The following is a 21186-nucleotide window of genomic DNA, read 5'->3' as shown; positions in this document are numbered from 1 at the left end:
TCCTAATTTGAATGTTGGCAATTTTCAGGATTGGGCACCTGACGAGCAGGCGACCCATTTCTTACGCAAGACCTAGACGTTCGAAAATCATATCGACATTTTTCAAGTGATAGTTGTAATCGAAGCAGTCAGCGATTTGTTCAGGTGTTAAGCGTGATGTGATTTTTTCTTCCGCTTCTACTAATGAACGGAAATGCACTTGCTTTTCCCACGCTTCCATTGCCTTCGGCTGAACCGTATCATATGCCTCTTCACGTGCCATGCCTGTATCGATTAATGCAAGAAGAACGCGCTGTGAGTAAATCAAGCCAAGTGTGCGGTCCATGTTGCGTTTCATGTTCTCAGGGAAGACCGTCAAGTTTTTCACAATGTTTGAGAAACGGTTTAGCATGTAGTTCAGTGCAATCGTTGCATCTGGTAAAATGATGCGTTCAGCAGACGAATGAGAAATATCACGCTCATGCCAAAGTGGTACATTTTCATAAGCTGTCAGCATATATCCACGGATGACGCGGGCAATTCCCGTCATATTTTCAGAGCCGATTGGGTTGCGTTTATGCGGCATTGCTGATGATCCTTTTTGTCCTTTTGCAAAGAACTCTTCTACTTCACGTGTTTCACTCTTTTGAAGTCCACGAATTTCAACAGCAAATTTCTCAATGCTTGTTGCGACGAGTGCAAGAGTTGCCATGTAATCGGCATGACGATCACGCTGCAAGGTTTGGGTTGAGATTGGTGCAGCTTTGATGCCAAGCTTCTCACATACATATTGCTCAACAAACGGGTCGATGTTCGCATATGTGCCAACAGCTCCAGAAATTTTGCCGAATTCAATGCCAGCTTTTGCTTGTTTAAAACGTTCTAGGTTACGCTTCATTTCTTCGTACCAAAGACCAAGCTTCAGGCCAAATGTTGTCGGTTCAGCGTGTACACCGTGTGTACGGCCCATCATGACGGTATATTTGTGCTCTTTTGCTTTTTCTTTTAGGATGTCAACAAATCTCTCAATGTCCTTGAGCAAGATATCGTTCGCCTGTTTTAATAGATATGAAAGCGCCGTATCCACTACGTCTGTAGAGGTTAACCCGTAATGAACCCACTTTCTTTCTTCTCCTAGAGATTCAGATACAGCACGCGTAAAGGCAACCACGTCATGGCGCGTGTCTTGTTCAATCTCTAGAATACGATCAATATCAAAGCTTGCATTCTTGCGCATGGTCACAACGTCTTCTTTTGGAATAACGCCGAGCTCTGCCCAAGCTTCACAAGCGAGAATTTCTACTTCAAGCCATGCATTAAATTTGTTTTCCTCTGTCCAGATTGCTGACATTTCTGGTCGTGCGTAACGTTCGATCATTTCCCGTTTCCTCCATCTCTTTCAGTCCATATCTTTGTGATGTTTGTCATCCATTCATCATCAAGCTGTTTCATAAATGTCATATGCCCCATTTTGCGGCCGGCTTTTACTTCATGCTTTCCATATAGATAAAGCTTCGCTTCTTTGAGAAGCTCTGGATGCTCTTTTGGGATGTCTACTTCATCGCCTAATAAGTTCACCATCATGCCCTCTGATAAAAGGGCTGTACCGCCAAGCGGCAAACCGCATATCGCGCGAACGTGCTGTTCAAACTGACTCGTCTCACATAAATCGAGCGTATAATGACCAGAATTATGCGGGCGAGGCGCCAGTTCATTGACGAGCAGTTCTCCTTCGTTTGTCAGGAACAGTTCTACAGCAAGTGTACCCACTAGCCCCAGCTTTTCAGCCAGTGTCGTTGCCAGCACTTTTGCCTTCTCCTGAATGCTTTCATCAACTCTTGCAGGCACAATGCTCTGGAACAAAATGTTGTGCTTATGAATGTTCTCAGCGACAGGGAATACCGCAATCTCCCCATGAATAGAACGAGTGACGATGACCGAGAGCTCCATTTGAAATGGGACCCAGCTTTCTAAAACACAAGTTCCATGTGTGAGCAATGCAGTTGCTTCATGAAGCTGTCCTATTTCCTTGATCACATACTGCCCTTTTCCATCGTAGCCGCCTCTGCATGTTTTCAGAACGGCTGGCAAACTAACTACGGTTACTGCGTCTTCCAGCTCTTTTTCATCATGAATGATACGATAAGGCGCGACTTCACAGCCTGCATCTACAATCCCTTTTTTCTCCGTTTCACGATTTTGAGTTAAAAGAAGAAGTTCACTTCCTTGCGGTAAATTGGCTTCTTCCTTCAATTGATTAAGTGCATCATAATCAATATTTTCAAATTCATATGTCACGACATCGCTGATTTCTGCGAGCTGTCTGATTCCATCCAGGTCACTATATGCAGCTGTGATTTCTGTATCAGCAACCTGTCCACAAGGAGATTGTGCGACTGGGTCTAAGACAGCTGCCCGGTACCCCATTTGCTTTGCGCTGACGGCCATATATCTGCCAAGCTGTCCTCCGCCGATAATACCGATGGTTGCGTTTGGAAAAATGGTCTGCTTAGCCAAGCTGATCACTGCTTTCTAGTACAGTCTGTTTTGTTTGCTCTCTTCTTTCTTCAAGGCGAGCAGCGATTGTTTCATCAAATGCTGAAATCATTTGTGCAGCTAGAAGCCCTGCATTTGTTGCACCGGCTTTGCCAATCGCCACTGTCGCAACTGGTACACCGCCTGGCATTTGAACGATGGATAATAAGGAATCCAGTCCATTTAGTGCTTTTGATTGTACGGGCACACCAATGACCGGCAGTGTCGTTTTCGCTGCGACCATCCCCGGTAAATGTGCTGCGCCTCCAGCACCGGCAATGATGACTTTTAGTCCTTTACCTCTTGCTTCTGTCGCATATTCAAACATCAAGTCAGGTGTCCGGTGTGCGGATACTACCTGTTTTTCATACGGAATGTCTAATTCCTCTAAGATATCGCACGCATGTTTCATTGTTTTCCAATCAGATGTACTTCCCATGATGACACCTACAAGCGGCTTCATTTTGTCCCCACCTTTAAGCTGATATTCGATTTTGTATCGTTTGACACGCTTCCCAAACCTAAGCAGCTTGTCAAACGCCGAACAAAAAAGCCCGATTTGCATTGCATTGTTAGGAAGCAACACAAACCGGGCCATGGTAAGCGCTGTTCGCTTTTGAAACGCCATGTCAGTTTTGTTCACTATCCTGCATAGTCCAGTCATTTACGGTAACTGGGTAGAAACTTATGGGCCATATTCCCAAGATTATATGAGGTTCGTGTTTTGAATTCATGTTTATCTTAACAACGGATGTTCATGATGTCAACGGATTTATCGAACAATCTATGAAGTCGTCGTTTTAATGTTCGGATTTAGACTATTTTTCCTTCGAATACGATTTTTTTCCCAACCGGAATGATCTGAATCGACCCATTTTCCTTCTTTTCTTGAAAAACCGGCTCCTCCATTCGTCGGACAGGCGAGTAGCCTTCCGCTGCCATCTGGGACAACACTTGATCGATCGACATGTTGTCTTCCACATAGAATTTTTTCTTCTTTGGTTTTGCGGTCATTCTTTAATTCTCCTTTTCTTCACAGCCTTCACCCAGAAGCCGCCGTGAATTGATTTGGGCTCATAAGAAATGATAAACGCCTTTGAATCAAGCGTTTTAATCGTTTCATATAATTGCAATTCATATTTTCTCGGTGTTAAAATTTGCATTGCTGACCGGTCTCCTTCAAGACCGCCTGCTGCCCAGGTGGTGACACCATATCCTTTTTCTCTCAATTGTCTTGGGAGATCGACATCTAATTCTTTTGTGATCACGTTAACAGTTGTGTAGCCAAGTGCCAGCTTCTCTTCAATTTTCATCCCGACAATGATCCCCATCCCATAACCTAGCGCATACGCAATGACATTTTGGATTTGATCTAAGTTATCAAGTACGATACTTAATCCAATCACATAAATAAGCATTTCAATCGTACCAGCAAATGCAGCTGCGTACCGTCTTCCTTTCATTGTTAAAATCAAACGCATGGTGGAAAAAGAGACATAGACAATATTAATGACTAAAATGATCAAAACCATGGTGAACGCATTGGATAAAAGTTGTTGAAGCACGATTCGAACCCCCTGCACTAAAAAATCAAATAAAGCACCCCATATTCTACTAGAGAACATACCTTGATACAATCAAATTTGCGCGAGAAAAACACATATATCTTTCGACAAGAAAGGTGGTCTTTGTTACCAAGAGTTTACCCGTTTTTTCCTCTTCTCAACATGAAAACCTCCTTTTTCAAAAAAGGAGGTTTTCAGTGTGTGTATTATCCAAATCGAACAGGCACAAGTGATGGAATCAAATACTCTCCGACAATGCCCCAGAGCAGTGCAATGATGACAAGCTCCACCAATAAAAAGATCCAGCCGGCATACATCAAATCACCGCGCACCGCTTCATGCTCCGATTGAATCGAGCGAAACAGTACGACCGCAATCAACTGGAGACCAAAAAACATCATCACAGATAAAATGACCGTCACATATGGAATATTCAGCATGGCAAATACAAGCCAAAGGATGGATAAAACCAAAACCGGTACAAGTGCGGCACCAAACTTCATGATCACTTCTTTCAGTGATATGTTTCCTTTTAGCATGTACTTACCGAGTAACCAGACGGTCAGCATCATCAATGTGAGCAGAATGAGTGTAAAGACCGCTACCCTCAAAAAGGCGTCACCAAAAGAGTAATGAATGCCAAAGCCTAATAAACGAGTCTTTGACGCCTTTAATTGAACATAGTTGCCTAAAGCAAAAAACACGCTGAATAACACAATCGAGATCCAGGCGTACTTCATGCGTAATGTTTCCGCTTGATTGATGGACCGACTCGGTGATTTTAACATCGCAAGTCCATATGAGCCATAGCGCTTAAACGCGCCTCCTACACCTTGTAGCATACGCTGAATGGCAGAACGCTCATCATCCGCTGCTGCTTTTACTTTCGACGTTCTTCCACGTTTTGCGGCGCTTCTGCTAAGGCGGGATTGCCTCGTTTCTTGATCTATTGATGGCTCTTCATTTTTTAAGTCTGATGTACTTTGCTCTTGATCCTTTTCTAACATCTCATATCAACTCCTATCCAGCACAATCCTTATAGGCTCATACGAATGACCTATTCGGATGACTCCTCTTAAAGTAGCGGAGTCTCTCTGTTCAGTCAAGATTCCTTGACGTTCATACGAATAGACGGATAAAAGGCAGCAGAGGTTTTAAAATGCCAAGAAAATAAGACAAAACAAAAAAACAGCAGCTTCCATGAGCTGCTGTTTCAGCGTGTCGACAAACCCTCGCATTCTTTGTCAGTCCTGCGCGCTGGTGCTCACGAATATCAAATTCACTCCGCGCCCCTAGACTTCAAAGGTTTTTTATCACGCTGAAAGAAAACAAAGGGCTAAAATAAAGATCATTTTAACCCTTTGTCAACAATTAATGATTTAAGAAAGCAAAGTAGAGAATAAAGATCACAAACAATCCGTACATAATCGGATGTACTTCTTTGGCTTTCCCTTTAAAGATCATCGTAATCGGGTAGAAAATAAAGCCAACCGCAATCCCTGTTGCAATACTGTATGTGAGTGGCATCATAATCATCGTTAAGAACGCTGGTACGGCAATTTCAAAACGATCCCATGCAATCTTCGCAAGCGGAGCGACCATCAGTGCACCCACAATAATCAAAGCAGGTGCTGTCACATTCGATGTAACGATGGATAAAAGCGGCGAGAAGAACATCGCAAGCAAGAAGAAAATACCTGTCACGACAGCTGCAAAACCAGAACGAGCACCAGCCGCAACACCTGAGCTAGATTCAACATAAGATGTTGTTGTCGATGTTCCAAGGACAGAACCTACAACGATTGAAGATGAATCCGCTAGAAGTGCTCTTCCTGCACGCGGCAGCTCATTATTTTTCATTAAACCAGCTTGGGTTGCAACAGCCACAAGCGTTCCTGCTGTATCAAAGAACCCAACGAATAAAAACGTTAAAATCACGACAAGCATTTGAATCGAGAAAATGTCTGGCAAGTGAATCAAGGCTTGTCCAAAGGTTGGAGATAAGCTTGGAATACTTCCCACAATTTGCGTCGGAACTGGGATAAGACCAACAATCATTCCTGCAATAGCTGTCACAAGCATCCCAATGAAGACACCTGCATTTACTCGCAGAACCATTAAAATGACAGTCACCACGATACCAAACACCGTTAATAAGACAGGACCACTATGAATGTTTCCAATCGAAACGAGCGTATTATCATTATTGGCAATAATGCCAGAGCCTTGCAGACCGACAAACGTAATGAATAGACCAATACCTGCACCAACCGCCAGTTTCAGCTCAGCCGGAATGGCATTGATGATTTTTTCACGGAAACCTGTTAAAGAAAGGGCAACGAAAATCAATCCTGAAACAAATACACCAGAAAGTGCTGCTTCCCATGTGATGCCCATGCCAAGAACAACCGAGAAGGCGAAAAAGGCATTCAAGCCCATACCTGGTGCAATCGCAATCGGATACCTGGCAATTAGCCCCATCAGAATACACCCTGCGGCAGAGGCTAACGCCGTCGCTGTAAAGACAGCACCCTGATCAATTCGTAATTTATCTGGAAAATCCGGTACTGCTACTAAAGCAAGTGTGATCGGATTGACAAACAGAATGTAAGCCATCGACAAAAATGTGGTTAAACCACCGATGATTTCTCTGCGGTAATTCGTTCCTAACTCATCAAACTGAAAAAACTGTTTCAAGCCAACTGACTCCCTTCATGTCCTTTTGCTTTAGTCTGCCCCATTCACAAGTCAAATAAAAAACGCCCCAACAGTTTTGGGACGCTTGACTACATATGTGAATTCAGACGGTGACATAAAACAAGAACAATGCATGATTTATATCAAACGAGTGTGAATTGACGTAGTCAAGCTATTTACGGTAGCTTGGTAGAAACTTGCGGGCCATATCCCCGCTATTATACGACTTCTATCTATTTGATTTCTGTGTCTATTGTACCAACTTCATTTTTAAAACACAATACGAAAAGCGAACATTTTTCAAAGAAATGTCCGCTTCATTCGTCTTATTACACGAATTTGGAAAATCACATCTAGTTCTTTATACATCCTTCTCCAAATCCTTCTCTTTTGCAAAAACTGCTGCGGCTACATGGAAAAACTCTTTCACTGCCGGAGAAGCTTGGGAGAGAGACGGACAGGCAAGTGCAACCTCACGGTGATGAGAGACATTCAACTTTCGAATGTGCACAAGCTGCTGCGTTTTTAAAAACAGCTCAGGACCTATCGTGACACCAAGTCCTTCTCCGACCATACGAGCAATGGTCGTACAATCGTGTACTTCAAATAAAGTAGCTGGCTTCAATTGAGCATCAGAAAATATATCCTCTACATGTGATTGATACATGCCAGTCGGCATAATAAATGGTTCATCCGCCAAATCTGTGATGTCTACAATGGACTGCCGGTGAAATCGATGATTTGGATGATAGGCGACCACCATCTCATCTTTGATCAGCGGCAACAAGTCAAAGGCTTCATCCGCATAGCCTTTCACAACAAATCCAACATCAATGATGCCAGAGTCCAGCCACTCCAATATTTCTTCATACGTCCCCTCATAAAATTTAAATTCGATTTTCGGATGCTTTTTCTGATAGCTCACAAGCAGCTTAGGTAATAAACAAGCAGATGCACTGGCAAATGTACCGATACGAATCAAGCCCGTTTCGATATTTTTCGTTAACGCAATCTCCTGCTGGATCTTCTCCACCCTATTTAACACTTCTCTAATATGCGGGAGAAGCGTTTGACCGATGTCTGTCAGCATGATGCCCTTTTTTCGATCACGAATGAATAAGGACACATCCCACTCCGTTTCTAAACTCGCCACCGCATGACTGACCGCGGACTGCGTCATATTTAATGCTTCAGCTGCTGCGGTAAAGCTGCCAAGCTCGACCACTTTTGCAATAATATCAAAGCGAACAAAGCTCATGAGTATTCACTCATCTCCTTCATGAAAAACATCAATTTTACTTATGTTAGCACGGAATTTAAACTAAATACAACGTATCAAATTGAAGGAAGGGTTCAAAAATGAAAAACACATCACATCAGTTATTGATTATTCTTTTAGCTGTCGGTTCATTCGTCACAGGCACTTCAGAATTCGTCGTGTCAGGCATTCTAGATATGATTTCTGTTGATTTAAACATCTCCATTCCTGCTGCCGGGCAGCTTATCACCGTTTACTCTCTCTTTTATGCAGTAGGTGCTCTCTTTTTAGTGATGGCAACATCGAAATTGAACCGAAAAAAGGTTCTGTTATCGGCTATTTTTGTGTTTATTTTAGGCAATGTGGTCGCCTTTCTTAGCCATCACTTTATGCTACTCCTGCTATCCCGAGTCATCATGGCCATGAGTGGCGGCTTATATATTGTCGTCGCCACGAATTATGCAGCGCAGATCGCCCCTCCAGAAAAAAAGGGAAGTGCAATGGCGACGGTCATTACTGGTTTTACCGTTTCACTCGTACTTGGTGTCCCTATTGGCACATTTCTATCAGGTCATGTGGATTGGCACTATATTTTTCTCATCATTGCACTAGGTACTGCTTGTCTTTTACTACTGCTTTATCAATTACTGCCACGCATGGAGGGACATTCACATCTGCCATTGAAGCAGCAATTACATCTCCTTCAAGATAGCAGGGTGATCAGCGGCTTAGCCACGACCGTCTTTTGGATCTTAGGCTACACAATGGTGTTCACTTATATCTCACCTTTATTACGACAGACCGCTGGCTTCTCTCTTGAAATGACAAGTATCGCCTTACTCATTTTAGGAATCGCTGCTTTTATAGGCTCACGATTTGGCGGCTTCGCCGTTGATCAATGGGGACCAAACCGAACCATCTCGATCAGCATCATGATTCAGATGCTCGCTCTATTCACCCTATTTTTTACACAATTTTCTACAATTAGCGTCTTTATCACATTAGCCATATGGGGCATCGCAACATGGACAACAACTCCAGCGAAGCAGTTTTACCTCATCTCTCTAAAACCCCATGCATCAGAAACCGTACTGAGCTTTAATACAGCGATTATGAATATCGGCATGATGCTCGGATCGTCAATGGGCGGTGTGATTATACAATATACAAATGTCACGAACTTAAGCTGGATTGGCGGTTTAGCCAGTTTTGTTGCGTTCATGTTGATTCGATACTCGTTCCATCGTAATCGACTGGTCCAAAAGCAGACAAAAAGCGAACATGGATAACCATGTTCGCTCTCTTATTTTATTGACTAGCCTTTGATGTTTCTTTTTTGACTGGAATGGTTACCGTTATCGCTTTCTGTGGTGCCAACATATTCAGTTCTGACAAATCAAGGTAAAGCCCATATTCTTTAAAAGAAAAATGGTTTAATGATAAAGTCTCTAAATTCTTATCATCAAATTCAAAGGTGGATTGCATGGAAGCTGTCTTTAAATTCGTCATCTTCGCATGGTTCCCCTTCAAGTAATATCCGCTTTCATAGTCTGCTTGTGGATCGGGCCATGATTTCATCTTTTCAACATCGCCTAATCCAATGAATTCACCTATATTCTCCATCACATCCTGATCTAATTCTTTTTGATCTACTCCAGTAAATTGATAATCAACCATCACAGATCGGTCTTTTTGCTCTATCTTATTGATTTTGATTCCGATGCCATGATGCTTTGTTTTGAACTGAACAGGCAGCTTTGTCTGAAGAGGAATAATGTGGCTGTATTCTCGTTCGTTTCTCACATCCGTGTAAAATGTCAATTCAGTCGCCTTTGGATTAATCGGTTGATTCAAAATCGTCAAATGATCTTTTCTAGTTTTGTCAGAAGTCAGTTGTTTTTTTCTTAAAACGGTTCCAATCTCAAGCTCATACTCATTCCCTAAATTATCCTTCATTCCATCTATACTGACTTTATCATCTTTGGCAAAACCATTATAATCAATGGCATATTGAGTAGCAGAGCCATTCACTCCATTTTCTACCTTTACGTTTCTTATTTGATAACGTCCATTTAAAATAGACACGTCTTTTTGTCCCGCTAATAAAGTGGTTTTTTGCTTGACCACAGGTAACTTGAAGCGCCAATTTCCTACAATATCCCCAATCTTCGAAATAACAAGCGGGACTTGTTGACCTTGTTTGATCGTTTGTCCATTTGTATAGACTTCCGTCTGCCCAACATAGCGGCCATCTTTTAATTTTTTTAACTCTGTTTTATCAAAATTCAGTTGAAAGTTTCCATCGATTTTTTCTGGATTCACTCTGAACGATACAAAATCTTCTTTTGTCTGGAAATTCTCCACAGTAAACGTATAAACAAGCCGCCCGGCATCATAGTACACACTGTTTACTTTCACAGTAACCCCTCTTGATTCAGCCCCCTCATTGACATGCTTCACCAAATCACTCTGAAAAAGAGACATTCCTACTTTATCGTGAAACATCATATAAAACTGTCCAATAATCGGGACACGTGCCATCGCTGTATTAAGAGAAGGGAAAAGGAAGCCTGATGAAAAATAAAGAACGATTAGTATGATGACAGAGTATATTGGCGTTCTCCAATTCCATGTGAACCAACGTCTTTTCTTTTCCGCTTTCACATCTCCTATTGCTTGGCGAACCGCAGAGGTTACTTCCACAATTGGTACTTCAATCTCATCATAAAGCTTTTTCATTTGTTTTCGTTCCATCGACACTCTCCTCCTCTTCCAACGTTTGCTTTAATAACTTTCTTGCGCGATACAAATGAGTTTTGACCGTTCCTTCAGGCATACCCATCTGCTGAGAAATCATCGAAATCGAATAATCTTGAAAATAAAATAGCTGAATCACAATCTGGTATTGCTCATCTAACACATCAAGAGCATGTTTTAAATCTAATTTGTCTTCCAAAAAATCATTCCGCTCAACGCTTTCGTGCTGCTGTTCAAACGGCACAACATCTTGCTGCTTTTTCTTCATTGCAAAAATCGTATGAATCAAAATCCGCGTCAGCCAGCTAGAAAAATAAGCTGGTTCTTTTAAGCCAGATAGATGCTTAAACGCTTTAAATACCGTCTCCTGAACAGCATCTAACGAATCCTCTTTATTTCTTGTGTAGAGAAAAGCCGTTTTATATAAACGCTCCTGATACATCAGCATTAATTTCTCAAATGCCGGGACATTCCCTTTTTGTGCTTTTTTAATTAGACGCACTTGCTTCATCTCACTCAACCTCCTACACCTGTTAGAGCAAGCTTTCTCTCAAACGGTTTCAACAAACGGACATTTCTTTTACTTAGCATATGTCGGACAAAAACAAAAAAGTGAAGAATGGAGTCGAAAGACCAAGTTGAACATTTGATATAATGGAAGAAATATCTATAAAAAGGAGTATGTCGATTGTTTCTATTTGAAGAACCTACATGTGCTAGCTGTCAGAAAAAGATAGAAGGAAATGAAGAAGTGTACGTCAAGCTGGTCTATCCAAAAAGAAGAGGTATGACAGAAGTAAAGGCTTGGCTGAGGAATGAAGGGGTTTTTTATTGTAAGGCATGTACAGAACAAAAGACATCACATGGAGGATAAACACATGAACAAAATGACCTTTCCACAATCATTTCCAACAATTCATACCGAAAGACTAATCTTAAAACAAGCAACGATCGAAGACGCTGAGGATATGCACATCTATCTATCCAATGAAACCGTGTGCCGCTACATGGGAATTGATGCTCATGAAACGATTGAAGACACAAAAGGAGAAATCAAGTGGTATGACAATATCTTCAAAGAACAAACAGGCATCCGGTGGGGCATTTCTTTAAAAGAAAATCCTGCGATCATCGGCAGCTGCGGCTTTCTCAATCTAGAAAAACAGCACTGCCGCACCGAAATCGGCTATGAATTACATCACGATCATTGGAGAAAAGGCATTATGAAGGAAACGATTGCTGCGGTGTTACGATATGGATTTCAGGAGATGAACCTGAACCAGATTGAAGCATTGATAGACCCTGATAATCTAACTTCTGTTAAATTGTTAGAGCAATTTAATTTTGTGCGTGAAGGATTGTTGAGGGAATATGAGTATGGAAAAGGGAAGTTTGATGATGTGCTTATATATGGGTTGTTGAAAAAACATTAGTTACTAAATTCTTATAATAAAAAAAGTCCTATAACCTAATTTTAAAAAAGGTTAAGGACTTTTCATTAATATTTCATATTGATTGTTGTTAAGAGAAATTCCTCAATTTTCTTTTCAACTTTCACATCAGTGGTCTTAAGTCTAAGAAGTGGTATTTTAACCTTTTCCAGAATGCTATCTTTAACACTATCTCGTTCTTTTTGTATTGGTGTATCATGATAACCACCATCTACTTCAATAACTGCCATAGGTACTTTACCTACCTTATAATAAAACACAAAATCACAGCTAGCTCTTTTTTGAAATTTTTGCTCTCTTTTCGTAAAATTACTGTCCACTTTGACCAATTGAGATAATTTTATATGCATATGAAAGTGTAACATTTTAAAATCATCCTGTAACATCAATTCTTTAAGAATTGATGCAATTATCTGTTCAGATTTAAATTTTGAATCTTTGTCATTTAATTTTACTTTTAACTTCTCTAGCGATTTATCATATTCATTATAAAGTAAATCAAACGCAGAGATAACAGGACTTTCATGTATCTGATCGTTATCAGCATAGTACTGAATATATCGGATAAGTGCTGCAATGTCTTGGTTATAAGGTAAAAAAACTCTATTACCTGTTACTAATGTAAATTTATGCTTCGCACGAGATACAGCCACATTTACTAAGTTTGGATTATCAACAAAATCCATCTTACTTAAACTACTTTTCTTATTATCAAGAACTGTAGAGAAAATAATATTGTTTCGCTCTTTCCCCTGGACTTTATGAATTGTGGAACTAGAGACATTATTGCCTAAATACTTTTTTGACAAGTTGATTTGTGCATTATAAGGAGCAATAAAACTAGTCTCTTCTGCTTCCCCAGCTCCTACTTCAAGAATTGACTCTAGTTCTCTTTGGTTAGCATTCCATCTCATATGATTTCCTTTTGAAGTTGTAATCAACTCTAAAGACTGCTCTCCATTATCCTCAGTCATTGGGATTAGCTGATTGTCATAAAATTGTTGATTACAAAATTGAATAATTTTCGGGTGACATCTGTAGTGCTCTTTTAGTAAAGTTATAGGGATCTCCTCTTTTAAACACGAGATAACAGAATCTAGAAAGCTCATTTTTCTACTATCATAAACAGGAGATGGCGGCTCAATTTCACTCTTAATCTCAATATGTGGTAGCTGCTTTCTATCCCCAACAACAATCAAATTCTTGGCACAACCTGCACTTAAAATTCCTGAAATTATTTCTTGCTGAGAAGCTTCATCCATAATAACATAATCAATTAATGTACCCTTACCTATTGCATTAATTATTGATTGACTTCCACTTCCTAAGATTGGATATCTATTTAAGAACTGATTAAATAATTGTTTATAGTTATCCAACCCAAAATTAAATGACTTAGATGGCATAGTTTCACTCAAATAATTTTTAAGATACCCCATAGAATTCTGAGTTAAATCTTTCAATAGCTCTCCAAAATTTTGGCTTTTCAGCTCATTCTCATGAGTATCAACTTTTTTCTTTTTACGTTCTAATAAACGTTGATAAAACAAGAATTGAAGTGAATAAATAAAATTGTCGCGCTCATTAATATCATTAAGAAATCTTGTACGAATCATTTGATAATTAAAAAGCAATTGCAATTTTTTCTTTAAGGAAACTTTTTCTTTAACTTGATGATCTAGAAAAACCATTAAGTCAACTAATTTTCTGAGACTAAATTTATATTTTTTTAGAGGGATCAGTTTTACATCAGGTCGTTCCTCATGTCGCCACTTTTCTAGATAAGATAATTCTACAGACAACTCATTGATTTCAGCTTTTAACCTTGCTACTTGATTTTGTGCATGCAAATGTTTTTTTAACTTCTGGACAAGCTCATCGATTTCTTCTATTTCTTTTACGTCTTGTATATTTTCATTAACATTCTCAATCAATGATTGAAAAAACTCCTTCTGATTACTTTTGTTCCCTAATTTTGCTATTATATGTCCTAAATTCACCTTCTCAAGTTTCTCATAGACATTATTCACAGCATCATTATTATTCGAAACTATTGCTACTGTATTCCCATTTATTAATATGTTAGCAACAATATTAAGTATTGTCTGAGTTTTGCCTGTTCCTGGTGGTCCTTCAATGACACTTATCTGGGATGAAAATGCTGCTTCGACTGCTTTTAATTGGGATTCATTTAATCCGAAAGGGAATATTAAATGTTTTTTTGGTGTTCTTTTTTCTGTTTCACCACGACAATAGGCATTTAAAGCTGTTCCGGAATGAGGAACAATTCTTTCTAACTGTCGTATTATATTCTCGGCTATATGCTTACTAGTAAACTTTAAACGTTCTTTTGCAACTGAAGTAAAGTATGAGAATACTTCTCCATTTTTAAAATTTGCCGAATATAAAATTTGAGCGTTAACACTCTCCATAATATATAGTTTTTCGGATTCCGGGTATTTTACTACGATATATTTATTTCCATAATGTATTGCCTTCTCAATAATACTGAACGTATTCTTTTTTTTATTATGTAGTAAGTTTCCTTTACAATCTATTGTGGGTTCAATCACACATTGATCTAGCGGTTTATAAAAGAACTTCCCTGATGGAAATTCAACTTTTAACATAAGTTTATCGGAATCTTTTTCAGTACATATTTTCCAATCTTTGATTTGATCTGATTTATCTTGCCCATCCATATATATTAAAACCATAAGAAAACACCATCCGTATGTTTAGTTAATTCTAATATACTTGAAAATATTTTGATTTTCATCTAAATTCTGGATTTTCAACTTAATCAAATCTATGAGATAAAAATATTTTTTGATATCATATAATCAAATGAATATATCTAAATGATTGTACAAACACAATATTTAACAAATCATACTTACCGAGGAAAACTATGAAAACAAAACTCCATTTCATTCAAAAGCCGCAATCAGAATATGTTTCTTTTCACATTTATGAGCTTAGTTCGACGATTGAAAAGCTTGTCCAGCAAGTGGAGCAATCAGCCCCTTATTTCTTAGCACAAGAACCCACGAAAGAAAGAATGAAAAAGGTCTATTATCACGAAATTTTATATATAGAAAGCGTTGATAAAAAATCGTTTTTGTATACATCAGACGGGGTGTTTCTCTTAAAGGAAAAGTTATTTGAACTTGAAGAATTGCTTGAAGCGCACGATTATGTCAGGATTTCAAAATCGATGATTCTGAATATAGATTCTATTGCCGCTATTTCTCCTAAAACAAGTGGTCGTTTTGAAGCAAAGCTTACAAATGAGGAAAAGGTAATGATTTCACGTTTTTATATTCAAACATTAAAAGAGAAGCTTGGGTTACGGAGGAAGTGAACAGGATGAAACGTTATATCACAAATCTTTTGATCACATTTTGCATGATCTTTACTGCACTCGTATTGATTTACTGTTTCACGTTTGGAACAATGCCCATCTATATTTTACAAGCAATCATGTTCAGTTCCTTTTTTTCAAGCGCCCTGACCTTCTTGCTATATCCAAAACAAACGTACAGTCATAAACGGATTCTTTTTCAACAAATTCTATATATCGTCCTTGTGATGTGTATGATTATGTCCACCATCATCATCGTTAGCGCTGAAATCAGTCTCCCTACGATCATTGTGAATTTCCTAGTGGTTATGGCATTATTCTTTTTGATCAAGACCCTCTTGTATAAAAAAGATCAGGCAACCGCTGCGGAAATCAATGAGTTTTTACAGCAGCGAAAGAAACGAACAACTTAATGTGGCATCTTAGGGCTTAAAATTGACTTGTTAGGAAAAATTGATTGTGGCTCCTGCTTGATTCCACTACTCTGACGTTAGAGGAGGAATCAAAACATGAAACCAATCACAATAATTCGAAAATCAGTGCTTCTACTGCTATTTTCTTTAATCATCCCAACAAGTGCAGGTGTCTATATATCTATCAAAGAAGTAACCGACCCACTGCAAATCTATATCATCAATGGCTGTGCCATGCTAGCTGGGTGTCTCTTTCTTCTATTCATTACTCAGAAAAGTCGTTTTCACTTGAAAGAAATAGGTTTTCGAAAGGGGTCTCTTGGTATGTGGGTCATTCCCATCCTTTTCATTGAGGCCATTCCATTTATTGCTGGATTAAATAAGGATCTAACCCTTTCTTCCTTTATAGCACTTTGTTTCTTCATGGTGTGTGTCGCTCTGTTTGAAGAAGGAATCTTTCGAGGCATTCTGTTTCAATATTTAAAACAAATCAACTTGAACACTGCCATATGGGGCTCCGCCGTACTTTTTGGTCTTGGTCATGCTGCTAATTTACTAAGCGGAAAAAGCCTCACATTAACAGTGGCACAAATCATATTTGCCTTTTTATTTGGATTCGTTGCAGTTGAAATTGTGGCACTCACTAACAGCCTGCAGTGGGTCATCATATGGCACACGATGCATAATATCGTGGATCAAATGACAAATGGGCATACGCCTGTGGAATTGCAAATGTTTTTACTATCGATTCAATGTGTTATCTTGCTTGTTATTTCGGTGGTGTTGTGGAGAAGATTAAGAATGAACATATTCGGAACTGCTAGATGAGGCGACTGAAAGATGGGTAATTCGAATGTTAGGCATTTGTTATTTCAAAACCCCTTTTATATATGGGCACCTTAAAAACCTCTACTCTAAGAGAGGTGGAGCATTATCGTGTGTGCAAAATTTGACACTGCACAGTCACAGTGTATCGCCCCTTAAGGTCTAACGATCATTTTTAGAAGAGAATAAAAATCCCTATCAAGATTAATGCATTTTACATCTATTTAATAATTAATCAAAATAAGATTTAATTCCATGCTTTTGTAAAATTACATTCAATAAACTGAAATCATAATCTCTCATATTCGGATATTTTTCCTTTAATTTATTATTCATCTCTTTCAAAGTCGTACATTCACTTTGATCGCTTGAAATAATAGTATTAACAGCTTTAATAACACGAAATTTTGGCTCCTCATTCATATTATTATTTAGTTGAGCTCTTATGTCTGACAAAGGATACTTAATCTTATTGTTCCACCAGATCGTTAACACATCTATTGCATCTCTTAAATTCCTAGCAACAATATTTTCAGCTTCAGTTCTCTCGCCATCTACATCTACTCGTCTATCAAATTGATGTTGAAGATTATTATCAGCTACCTCACCAATTAAAGGGTTAAACAACCTTATATTAGACTTATTGATTAGTTCAAGAAAATGTTTTGCTGCATGTGAACCACAAACAAAGACACCTTTTTTCTTTTGATCTTTTCGATCACTATAAGAAAAACAATAATATTCATTCTCTAACTGATCACCCGTACAGCTTATGTGTTCTTGTCCAGGAAGTAATTTTATTCTAGACATGATGTCTACTTTAAAAAGGCTTACTATTTCTTTTCTCCTTTCCTCACCACGACAATTAATTTCTCTACACACTTGTCCCATTTACTTACCACCCTTAAGCAATTATTTGAATTAATTACAATTAAAAAGTATATTTGATTTAGAAAGTAATCACCCTTGCAAAAGGTTGCAAAGATCTTTTTATTTATCTAAGAATTTGTTAAATACCCTATACAGCGAGCACTGAACCTTTTAATTGCTGTCGAAGTAATAACTTTGTAACCCAATCATACTAATCACCTAATATTTTTTTCCATTCATCTATTGAATAAGATTTATTTGCTCGTTCTATTCTACTTAAAACTCTATTAAGTACTTTACTTACTTCTCTACGCTTCGAACTTTTTACCTCTCCTAAATATGTATCAACATGAATTGATTGTCCTGTACTGTCCCTTATAGGATTTAATACAGCTTTTTCTGCATGTTGATAGAAGTATTCAACCAAACCTTTATATGACCTGGGAGCTTGATTATTATTTTTAAAAGCATCAATTGCCAATGACTCTATATGATACCCTGATAGTTGTTTGTTTTGAGGTAATGTACTATTAATTTTCTTTATAATTTTTATTAGTGGCACAATTTTGTTCCCATTCTCTTGGTTTACTCTTGTTAATTTCTCAGCGAAATTTTTAGGTTTTATAACATTACTCCAAGAGTTATCATTGGCTTTAGCAATTTTATAGCCAGTACTAGTTTTAATACTAGGTAATAGTTGAATTTCATGACCTGAGCTAAATTTTACTGTTAAAGCCAAATTTCCGATCGTCACCTCTGTATTTGGCAAGCGCTTGTTTATCTTATCTTTAATTGTTTTCATGACCTCAAAAGGTTTTGCACCAGATAAATTTTTATCATTTATCTGGACAAGCATATCAACATCACTTATTCCAGATATATAAGTATTTTTATTTATTGACCCTCCAAAAATCATCTGAACAGAACCTTCAAGTTCTTTTTCAATCGCTAGTTTTAAAGTATCCAAATGGTTTCTTATTCCCTCAACATCTCGATCATTAATATTTAGAAATAGCTCTCTTATAAACTCATTCAACTCTGATTCAAATCTTTGTTGTTCTACTTGGTCCTCTCTTTCTGCCTCTAATTCACTTAATGTCTTAGAAGGTATACTATTCCAACTAGATCCAGACAATTACCTCATCTCCTTTAACACTCTATTATATATTTTTAGAATTCCTTCTAATTGATATTTAGAAAGATTCAAACTTTCCCAATTACGTGTTTCTGCAAAAGTAACCAAATCTCTGTTTAACGTATTCAACAAATCGAGGTTTTCTATATAAGATATAAATTTAACCTCACTATCATTCCTATCCCAAAGACTTGACTCGATTGCATAATGGTTGAAGTAGGTAGGTTTATAATTATTGAACGAAAATCTTAACCATGATAAGCCATCAAATATGTCTGCCCCACATATAAAATATAAAATAATTGATAATGGATCTGAACATCCAAAAATATGAATAGGTGTTTCTAAGTTCAATTCTCGCATAGACTTTCTAATCAAGTATAAATTTTTAGCACGTTCTAGAATTGAAGAACCGAGTTCTTTTTCAGTAAAACCTATAATGTCAAATTTTTTTAGCAATTCATAATGTTTTATAATATCTTCAGGTTTAATAAATTTATAGTTAATATTTGAAGGTTTAAAAAGGAAATCTGAAGCAAATTGCGGGAATTCCCCAAAAATTTCTATTGCTTTTTCAATTTGAATTAATATAGGCTGACCATCATTATAATCATAATTGACTAGAACTTTTTGATAAGGATATTTTAAATTTTTGATTAGGCTATAATATAGAGTTTCATCCCATTTACTAGGAATATAAGATTCATTGTAAATATCAGATATGTCATGTTCCTTATTTCTTTCATATCCTCCACTATCTATAAATAAAATTTCAGAAGGAAATATATCATTTTCATCTATAAATTTATAATACAAGTCAAATGCGCTAATTAATGATACATCTGTTAATTTAGGCTTAATGTAGTTATATAAATCTTTAACGTAAGGAAATCCTTTGCTAGAAAAGGAAGGCACTATTAGAGGTGTATTAATACTATATTTGCTAATTTTTCTTATTGAGGATAAGATCATTCAGCACACTCCTATCTATACAAGATCCACATGCTCCACAAGGTTTTAAATCACTATCTTCACAGCTAAAAGTTAGATGTAAAGGGAGTTTGGTTTTTAAAGCATATTCATATACCTGTTTTTTAGTATAACTTAAAAAAGGAGTAACTAATTTAACTGCCCCCCCATAGTAACCATCCAATAATTTTTGAATATCTTCTACAAATTCTTTAGTTGTGTCATAATAAATCGATCCGGTATGAATACCTAGTGAAATGAAACCTGAAGTTTTCATCAAGTAACCGCAAGCTGTCAAAATAAATTTTGCATTTCTACACTTGTATTCTCCCCTCTCATTCACTAGAGTTTCAATATTTTGTTTAAAGAAAGGGACATTATAATGATCACTAATTGCTTTAGCTGACTGATATTCGGAATTTACACTTTTCTGTGAATAATCAATAAATAAGGTGCGTACATTATCTTTTCTGGCTAAGTGATATTCTATTAATGAAGTGGAATCAACGCCACCACTAAGTAATATTATGGTATCCAATTACTTATGATCATCCCTTCTAATATTAAAAATACTTTTGATTTTCATTTTCAAAAGATAAAAATTCACCGACATATGCGGATTATAGTCTAATTTTTTACTAACATCAATTTTCTTTTTTAGGCGTTGCTTTTCTTTTAAAAATACCTTATCGGGAATAATTGGTGCATTTTCGTGAATTTCAATATACTCTTCTGAAAACTTTTCTACATCATCTTCATTAATTTTTTCGTGAGATAAATATGTGCTTACTCTTCTAATGAATCCAGTTAGTTGTTTACCTACATTTTCATGAGATGAGGCTCTTTCAGCAAACCTTAGATATTCTTCTAATATTGTTATTATAAAAATTACTCCAGCGAACCCCCCAACAATTAATTTATAATTATCATCTGTCATATATGGGAACCAAACTGCAAATGTTTTTGAGTCTGCAAAAGTAATAATGGCAATTATAGAAGATCCACTAAGAGCAAAGATATGAAGTGCATTTTTTGACATATTCGCTTTTTTACTCATACTAAAATGCATTTGTCTATTTTGTTCAGCTTTATTTTTTAATTTTTCAAGTTCATCTCTTTGTTTTTCGCTCATTAAAATTCACCCATTGAAAAAGACTTTTATTTTCACAGTACCATTATTTGTATTATCGTCTGAAAATCTAAATCTTTTAATACTCTTGTAAAACTAATGCTTTTCATATTGACAGAGCATTTATCATTAGATCTCTCTTTCAAGATGAGATCTAGATGACAATACACTATATCAAGACCAAACTTCTCTAACAGGGGCTAAAAATTTGAAAAAAATGCAATGTAAGTCAAGATGCA

General features: G+C 37.4%; 22 protein-coding genes and 2 riboswitches. Of the genes, 6 read left to right on the top strand and 16 right to left on the bottom strand.

Annotated elements, in window-relative coordinates; genetic code table 11:
- Nucleotides 1–61 precede the first annotated feature (61 nt).
- The 8 genes from purB to MKY83_RS03165 all read right to left on the bottom strand — a co-directional run bounded on the left by purB (nucleotide 62) and on the right by MKY83_RS03165 (nucleotide 8034).
- Nucleotides 62–1357, bottom strand: a complete 1296-nt coding sequence (gene purB, locus MKY83_RS03200; protein WP_044141516.1) for an adenylosuccinate lyase — start codon at nucleotides 1355–1357, stop codon at nucleotides 62–64.
- Nucleotides 1354–2496: a 5-(carboxyamino)imidazole ribonucleotide synthase gene (purK, locus tag MKY83_RS03195; protein ID WP_342488145.1), complete on the bottom strand. Its 1143-nt coding sequence runs from the start codon at nucleotides 2494–2496 to the stop codon at nucleotides 1354–1356. Before purK ends, purB begins: the two co-directional genes overlap by 4 nt.
- A complete protein-coding gene (gene purE, locus MKY83_RS03190) occupies nucleotides 2489–2977 on the bottom strand; it encodes a 5-(carboxyamino)imidazole ribonucleotide mutase (protein ID WP_268507778.1) in 489 nt (162 codons plus the stop codon). Before purE ends, purK begins: the two co-directional genes overlap by 8 nt.
- Nucleotides 2978–3146: 169 nt before the next feature.
- Nucleotides 3147–3248, bottom strand: a riboswitch (purine riboswitch).
- Between the two features lie 79 nt (nucleotides 3249–3327).
- Nucleotides 3328–3528 (bottom strand): NETI motif-containing protein, encoded by a 201-nt coding sequence (locus MKY83_RS03185; protein ID WP_044141514.1) that lies wholly within the window; start codon nucleotides 3526–3528, stop codon nucleotides 3328–3330.
- The gene (locus tag MKY83_RS03180) at nucleotides 3525–4079 is read right to left on the bottom strand and encodes a DUF2179 domain-containing protein (RefSeq protein ID WP_003214176.1); all 555 of its coding nucleotides are present in this window, start codon (nucleotides 4077–4079) and stop codon (nucleotides 3525–3527) included. Before MKY83_RS03180 ends, MKY83_RS03185 begins: the two co-directional genes overlap by 4 nt.
- A gap of 206 nt (nucleotides 4080–4285) precedes the next feature.
- Nucleotides 4286–5086: a hypothetical protein gene (locus MKY83_RS03175; protein ID WP_342488142.1), complete on the bottom strand. Its 801-nt coding sequence runs from the start codon at nucleotides 5084–5086 to the stop codon at nucleotides 4286–4288.
- Nucleotides 5087–5450: 364 nt separating this feature from the next.
- On the bottom strand, nucleotides 5451–6776 hold the full coding sequence (locus tag MKY83_RS03170) for an NCS2 family permease (protein ID WP_185107473.1): 1326 nt from the start codon (nucleotides 6774–6776) through the stop codon (nucleotides 5451–5453).
- Between the two features lie 144 nt (nucleotides 6777–6920).
- A riboswitch (purine riboswitch) is annotated at nucleotides 6921–7022 on the bottom strand.
- Nucleotides 7023–7137: 115 nt separating this feature from the next.
- Nucleotides 7138–8034, bottom strand: a complete 897-nt coding sequence (locus MKY83_RS03165) for a LysR family transcriptional regulator (RefSeq protein ID WP_185107471.1) — start codon at nucleotides 8032–8034, stop codon at nucleotides 7138–7140.
- Between the two features lie 101 nt (nucleotides 8035–8135).
- Here MKY83_RS03165 and MKY83_RS03160 point away from each other — a divergent pair, with 101 nt between their 5' ends.
- Nucleotides 8136–9323: an MFS transporter gene (locus MKY83_RS03160; RefSeq protein ID WP_342488139.1), complete on the top strand. Its 1188-nt coding sequence runs from the start codon at nucleotides 8136–8138 to the stop codon at nucleotides 9321–9323.
- Nucleotides 9324–9342: 19 nt separating this feature from the next.
- Here MKY83_RS03160 and MKY83_RS03155 read toward each other — a convergent pair whose 3' ends face one another.
- Nucleotides 9343–10788 (bottom strand): DUF4179 domain-containing protein, encoded by a 1446-nt coding sequence (locus tag MKY83_RS03155; protein ID WP_342488137.1) that lies wholly within the window; start codon nucleotides 10786–10788, stop codon nucleotides 9343–9345.
- Nucleotides 10757–11302, bottom strand: coding sequence for an RNA polymerase sigma factor (locus MKY83_RS03150; RefSeq protein WP_265208817.1), 546 nt, complete (start codon nucleotides 11300–11302; stop codon nucleotides 10757–10759). Before MKY83_RS03150 ends, MKY83_RS03155 begins: the two co-directional genes overlap by 32 nt.
- A 177-nt stretch (nucleotides 11303–11479) precedes the next feature.
- Here MKY83_RS03150 and MKY83_RS03145 point away from each other — a divergent pair, with 177 nt between their 5' ends.
- Both MKY83_RS03145 and MKY83_RS03140 read left to right on the top strand, forming a co-directional pair.
- Nucleotides 11480–11665 carry a hypothetical protein gene (locus MKY83_RS03145; RefSeq protein WP_044335209.1) on the top strand — a complete coding sequence of 62 codons (186 nt, stop codon included), beginning with the start codon at nucleotides 11480–11482 and terminating at the stop codon, nucleotides 11663–11665.
- A gap of 4 nt (nucleotides 11666–11669) precedes the next feature.
- A complete protein-coding gene (locus MKY83_RS03140; protein WP_342488132.1) occupies nucleotides 11670–12224 on the top strand; it encodes a GNAT family protein in 555 nt (184 codons plus the stop codon).
- Nucleotides 12225–12289: 65 nt separating this feature from the next.
- Here MKY83_RS03140 and MKY83_RS03135 read toward each other — a convergent pair whose 3' ends face one another.
- The gene (locus tag MKY83_RS03135; RefSeq protein WP_342488131.1) at nucleotides 12290–14944 is read right to left on the bottom strand and encodes an AAA domain-containing protein; all 2655 of its coding nucleotides are present in this window, start codon (nucleotides 14942–14944) and stop codon (nucleotides 12290–12292) included.
- Between the two features lie 209 nt (nucleotides 14945–15153).
- On the opposite strand from MKY83_RS03135, the gene MKY83_RS03130 reads away from it, so the two are divergent.
- From MKY83_RS03130 to MKY83_RS03120, 3 genes are all read left to right on the top strand, one after another.
- Nucleotides 15154–15606 carry a LytTR family DNA-binding domain-containing protein gene (locus MKY83_RS03130; RefSeq protein ID WP_044141502.1) on the top strand — a complete coding sequence of 151 codons (453 nt, stop codon included), beginning with the start codon at nucleotides 15154–15156 and terminating at the stop codon, nucleotides 15604–15606.
- A 5-nt stretch (nucleotides 15607–15611) separates the two neighbouring features.
- Nucleotides 15612–16019, top strand: coding sequence for a hypothetical protein (locus tag MKY83_RS03125; protein WP_044141501.1), 408 nt, complete (start codon nucleotides 15612–15614; stop codon nucleotides 16017–16019).
- A gap of 96 nt (nucleotides 16020–16115) precedes the next feature.
- On the top strand, nucleotides 16116–16847 hold the full coding sequence (locus MKY83_RS03120; RefSeq protein WP_342488129.1) for a CPBP family intramembrane glutamic endopeptidase: 732 nt from the start codon (nucleotides 16116–16118) through the stop codon (nucleotides 16845–16847).
- A 228-nt stretch (nucleotides 16848–17075) separates the two neighbouring features.
- Here MKY83_RS03120 and MKY83_RS03115 read toward each other — a convergent pair whose 3' ends face one another.
- From MKY83_RS03115 to MKY83_RS03095, 5 genes are all read right to left on the bottom strand, one after another.
- Nucleotides 17076–17735 (bottom strand): hypothetical protein, encoded by a 660-nt coding sequence (locus tag MKY83_RS03115; RefSeq protein ID WP_050945694.1) that lies wholly within the window; start codon nucleotides 17733–17735, stop codon nucleotides 17076–17078.
- Between the two features lie 190 nt (nucleotides 17736–17925).
- Nucleotides 17926–18849 (bottom strand): CBASS oligonucleotide cyclase, encoded by a 924-nt coding sequence (locus MKY83_RS03110; protein WP_044141499.1) that lies wholly within the window; start codon nucleotides 18847–18849, stop codon nucleotides 17926–17928.
- A complete protein-coding gene (locus tag MKY83_RS03105; RefSeq protein WP_342488128.1) occupies nucleotides 18850–19821 on the bottom strand; it encodes a hypothetical protein in 972 nt (323 codons plus the stop codon).
- Nucleotides 19793–20356, bottom strand: coding sequence for a 7-cyano-7-deazaguanine synthase (locus MKY83_RS03100; protein WP_044141498.1), 564 nt, complete (start codon nucleotides 20354–20356; stop codon nucleotides 19793–19795). Before MKY83_RS03100 ends, MKY83_RS03105 begins: the two co-directional genes overlap by 29 nt.
- A complete protein-coding gene (locus tag MKY83_RS03095) occupies nucleotides 20357–20950 on the bottom strand; it encodes an SLATT domain-containing protein (protein WP_044141497.1) in 594 nt (197 codons plus the stop codon).
- Nucleotides 20951–21186: the final 236 nt, after the last annotated feature.

The organism is Bacillus sp. FSL M8-0266, from assembly GCF_038613425.1.
Lineage (GTDB): Bacteria > Bacillota > Bacilli > Bacillales > Bacillaceae > Bacillus > Bacillus pumilus.
Note: the sequence above shows the minus strand (reverse complement) of the source record. Positions and strands in the feature narration are given on the sequence as shown.

Bases quoted from the DNA above. Each gene is read 5' to 3' on its own strand.
- purB (WP_044141516.1), bottom strand. From the start codon at position 1,357: ATGATCGAACGTTACGCACGACCAGAAATGTCAGCAATCTGGACAGAG.
- purE (WP_268507778.1), bottom strand. From the start codon at position 2,977: ATGAAGCCGCTTGTAGGTGTCATCATGGGAAGTACATCTGATTGGAAA.
- MKY83_RS03185 (WP_044141514.1), bottom strand. From the start codon at position 3,528: ATGACCGCAAAACCAAAGAAGAAAAAATTCTATGTGGAAGACAACATG.
- MKY83_RS03175 (WP_342488142.1), bottom strand. From the start codon at position 5,086: ATGTTAGAAAAGGATCAAGAGCAAAGTACATCAGACTTAAAAAATGAA.
- MKY83_RS03165 (WP_185107471.1), bottom strand. From the start codon at position 8,034: ATGAGCTTTGTTCGCTTTGATATTATTGCAAAAGTGGTCGAGCTTGGC.
- MKY83_RS03160 (WP_342488139.1), top strand. From the start codon at position 8,136: ATGAAAAACACATCACATCAGTTATTGATTATTCTTTTAGCTGTCGGT.
- MKY83_RS03155 (WP_342488137.1), bottom strand. From the start codon at position 10,788: ATGGAACGAAAACAAATGAAAAAGCTTTATGATGAGATTGAAGTACCA.
- MKY83_RS03150 (WP_265208817.1), bottom strand. From the start codon at position 11,302: ATGAAGCAAGTGCGTCTAATTAAAAAAGCACAAAAAGGGAATGTCCCG.
- MKY83_RS03140 (WP_342488132.1), top strand. From the start codon at position 11,670: ATGAACAAAATGACCTTTCCACAATCATTTCCAACAATTCATACCGAA.
- MKY83_RS03135 (WP_342488131.1), bottom strand. From the start codon at position 14,944: ATGGATGGGCAAGATAAATCAGATCAAATCAAAGATTGGAAAATATGT.
- MKY83_RS03130 (WP_044141502.1), top strand. From the start codon at position 15,154: ATGAAAACAAAACTCCATTTCATTCAAAAGCCGCAATCAGAATATGTT.
- MKY83_RS03125 (WP_044141501.1), top strand. From the start codon at position 15,612: ATGAAACGTTATATCACAAATCTTTTGATCACATTTTGCATGATCTTT.
- MKY83_RS03120 (WP_342488129.1), top strand. From the start codon at position 16,116: ATGAAACCAATCACAATAATTCGAAAATCAGTGCTTCTACTGCTATTT.
- MKY83_RS03115 (WP_050945694.1), bottom strand. From the start codon at position 17,735: ATGGGACAAGTGTGTAGAGAAATTAATTGTCGTGGTGAGGAAAGGAGA.
- MKY83_RS03105 (WP_342488128.1), bottom strand. From the start codon at position 19,821: ATGATCTTATCCTCAATAAGAAAAATTAGCAAATATAGTATTAATACA.
- MKY83_RS03095 (WP_044141497.1), bottom strand. From the start codon at position 20,950: ATGAGCGAAAAACAAAGAGATGAACTTGAAAAATTAAAAAATAAAGCT.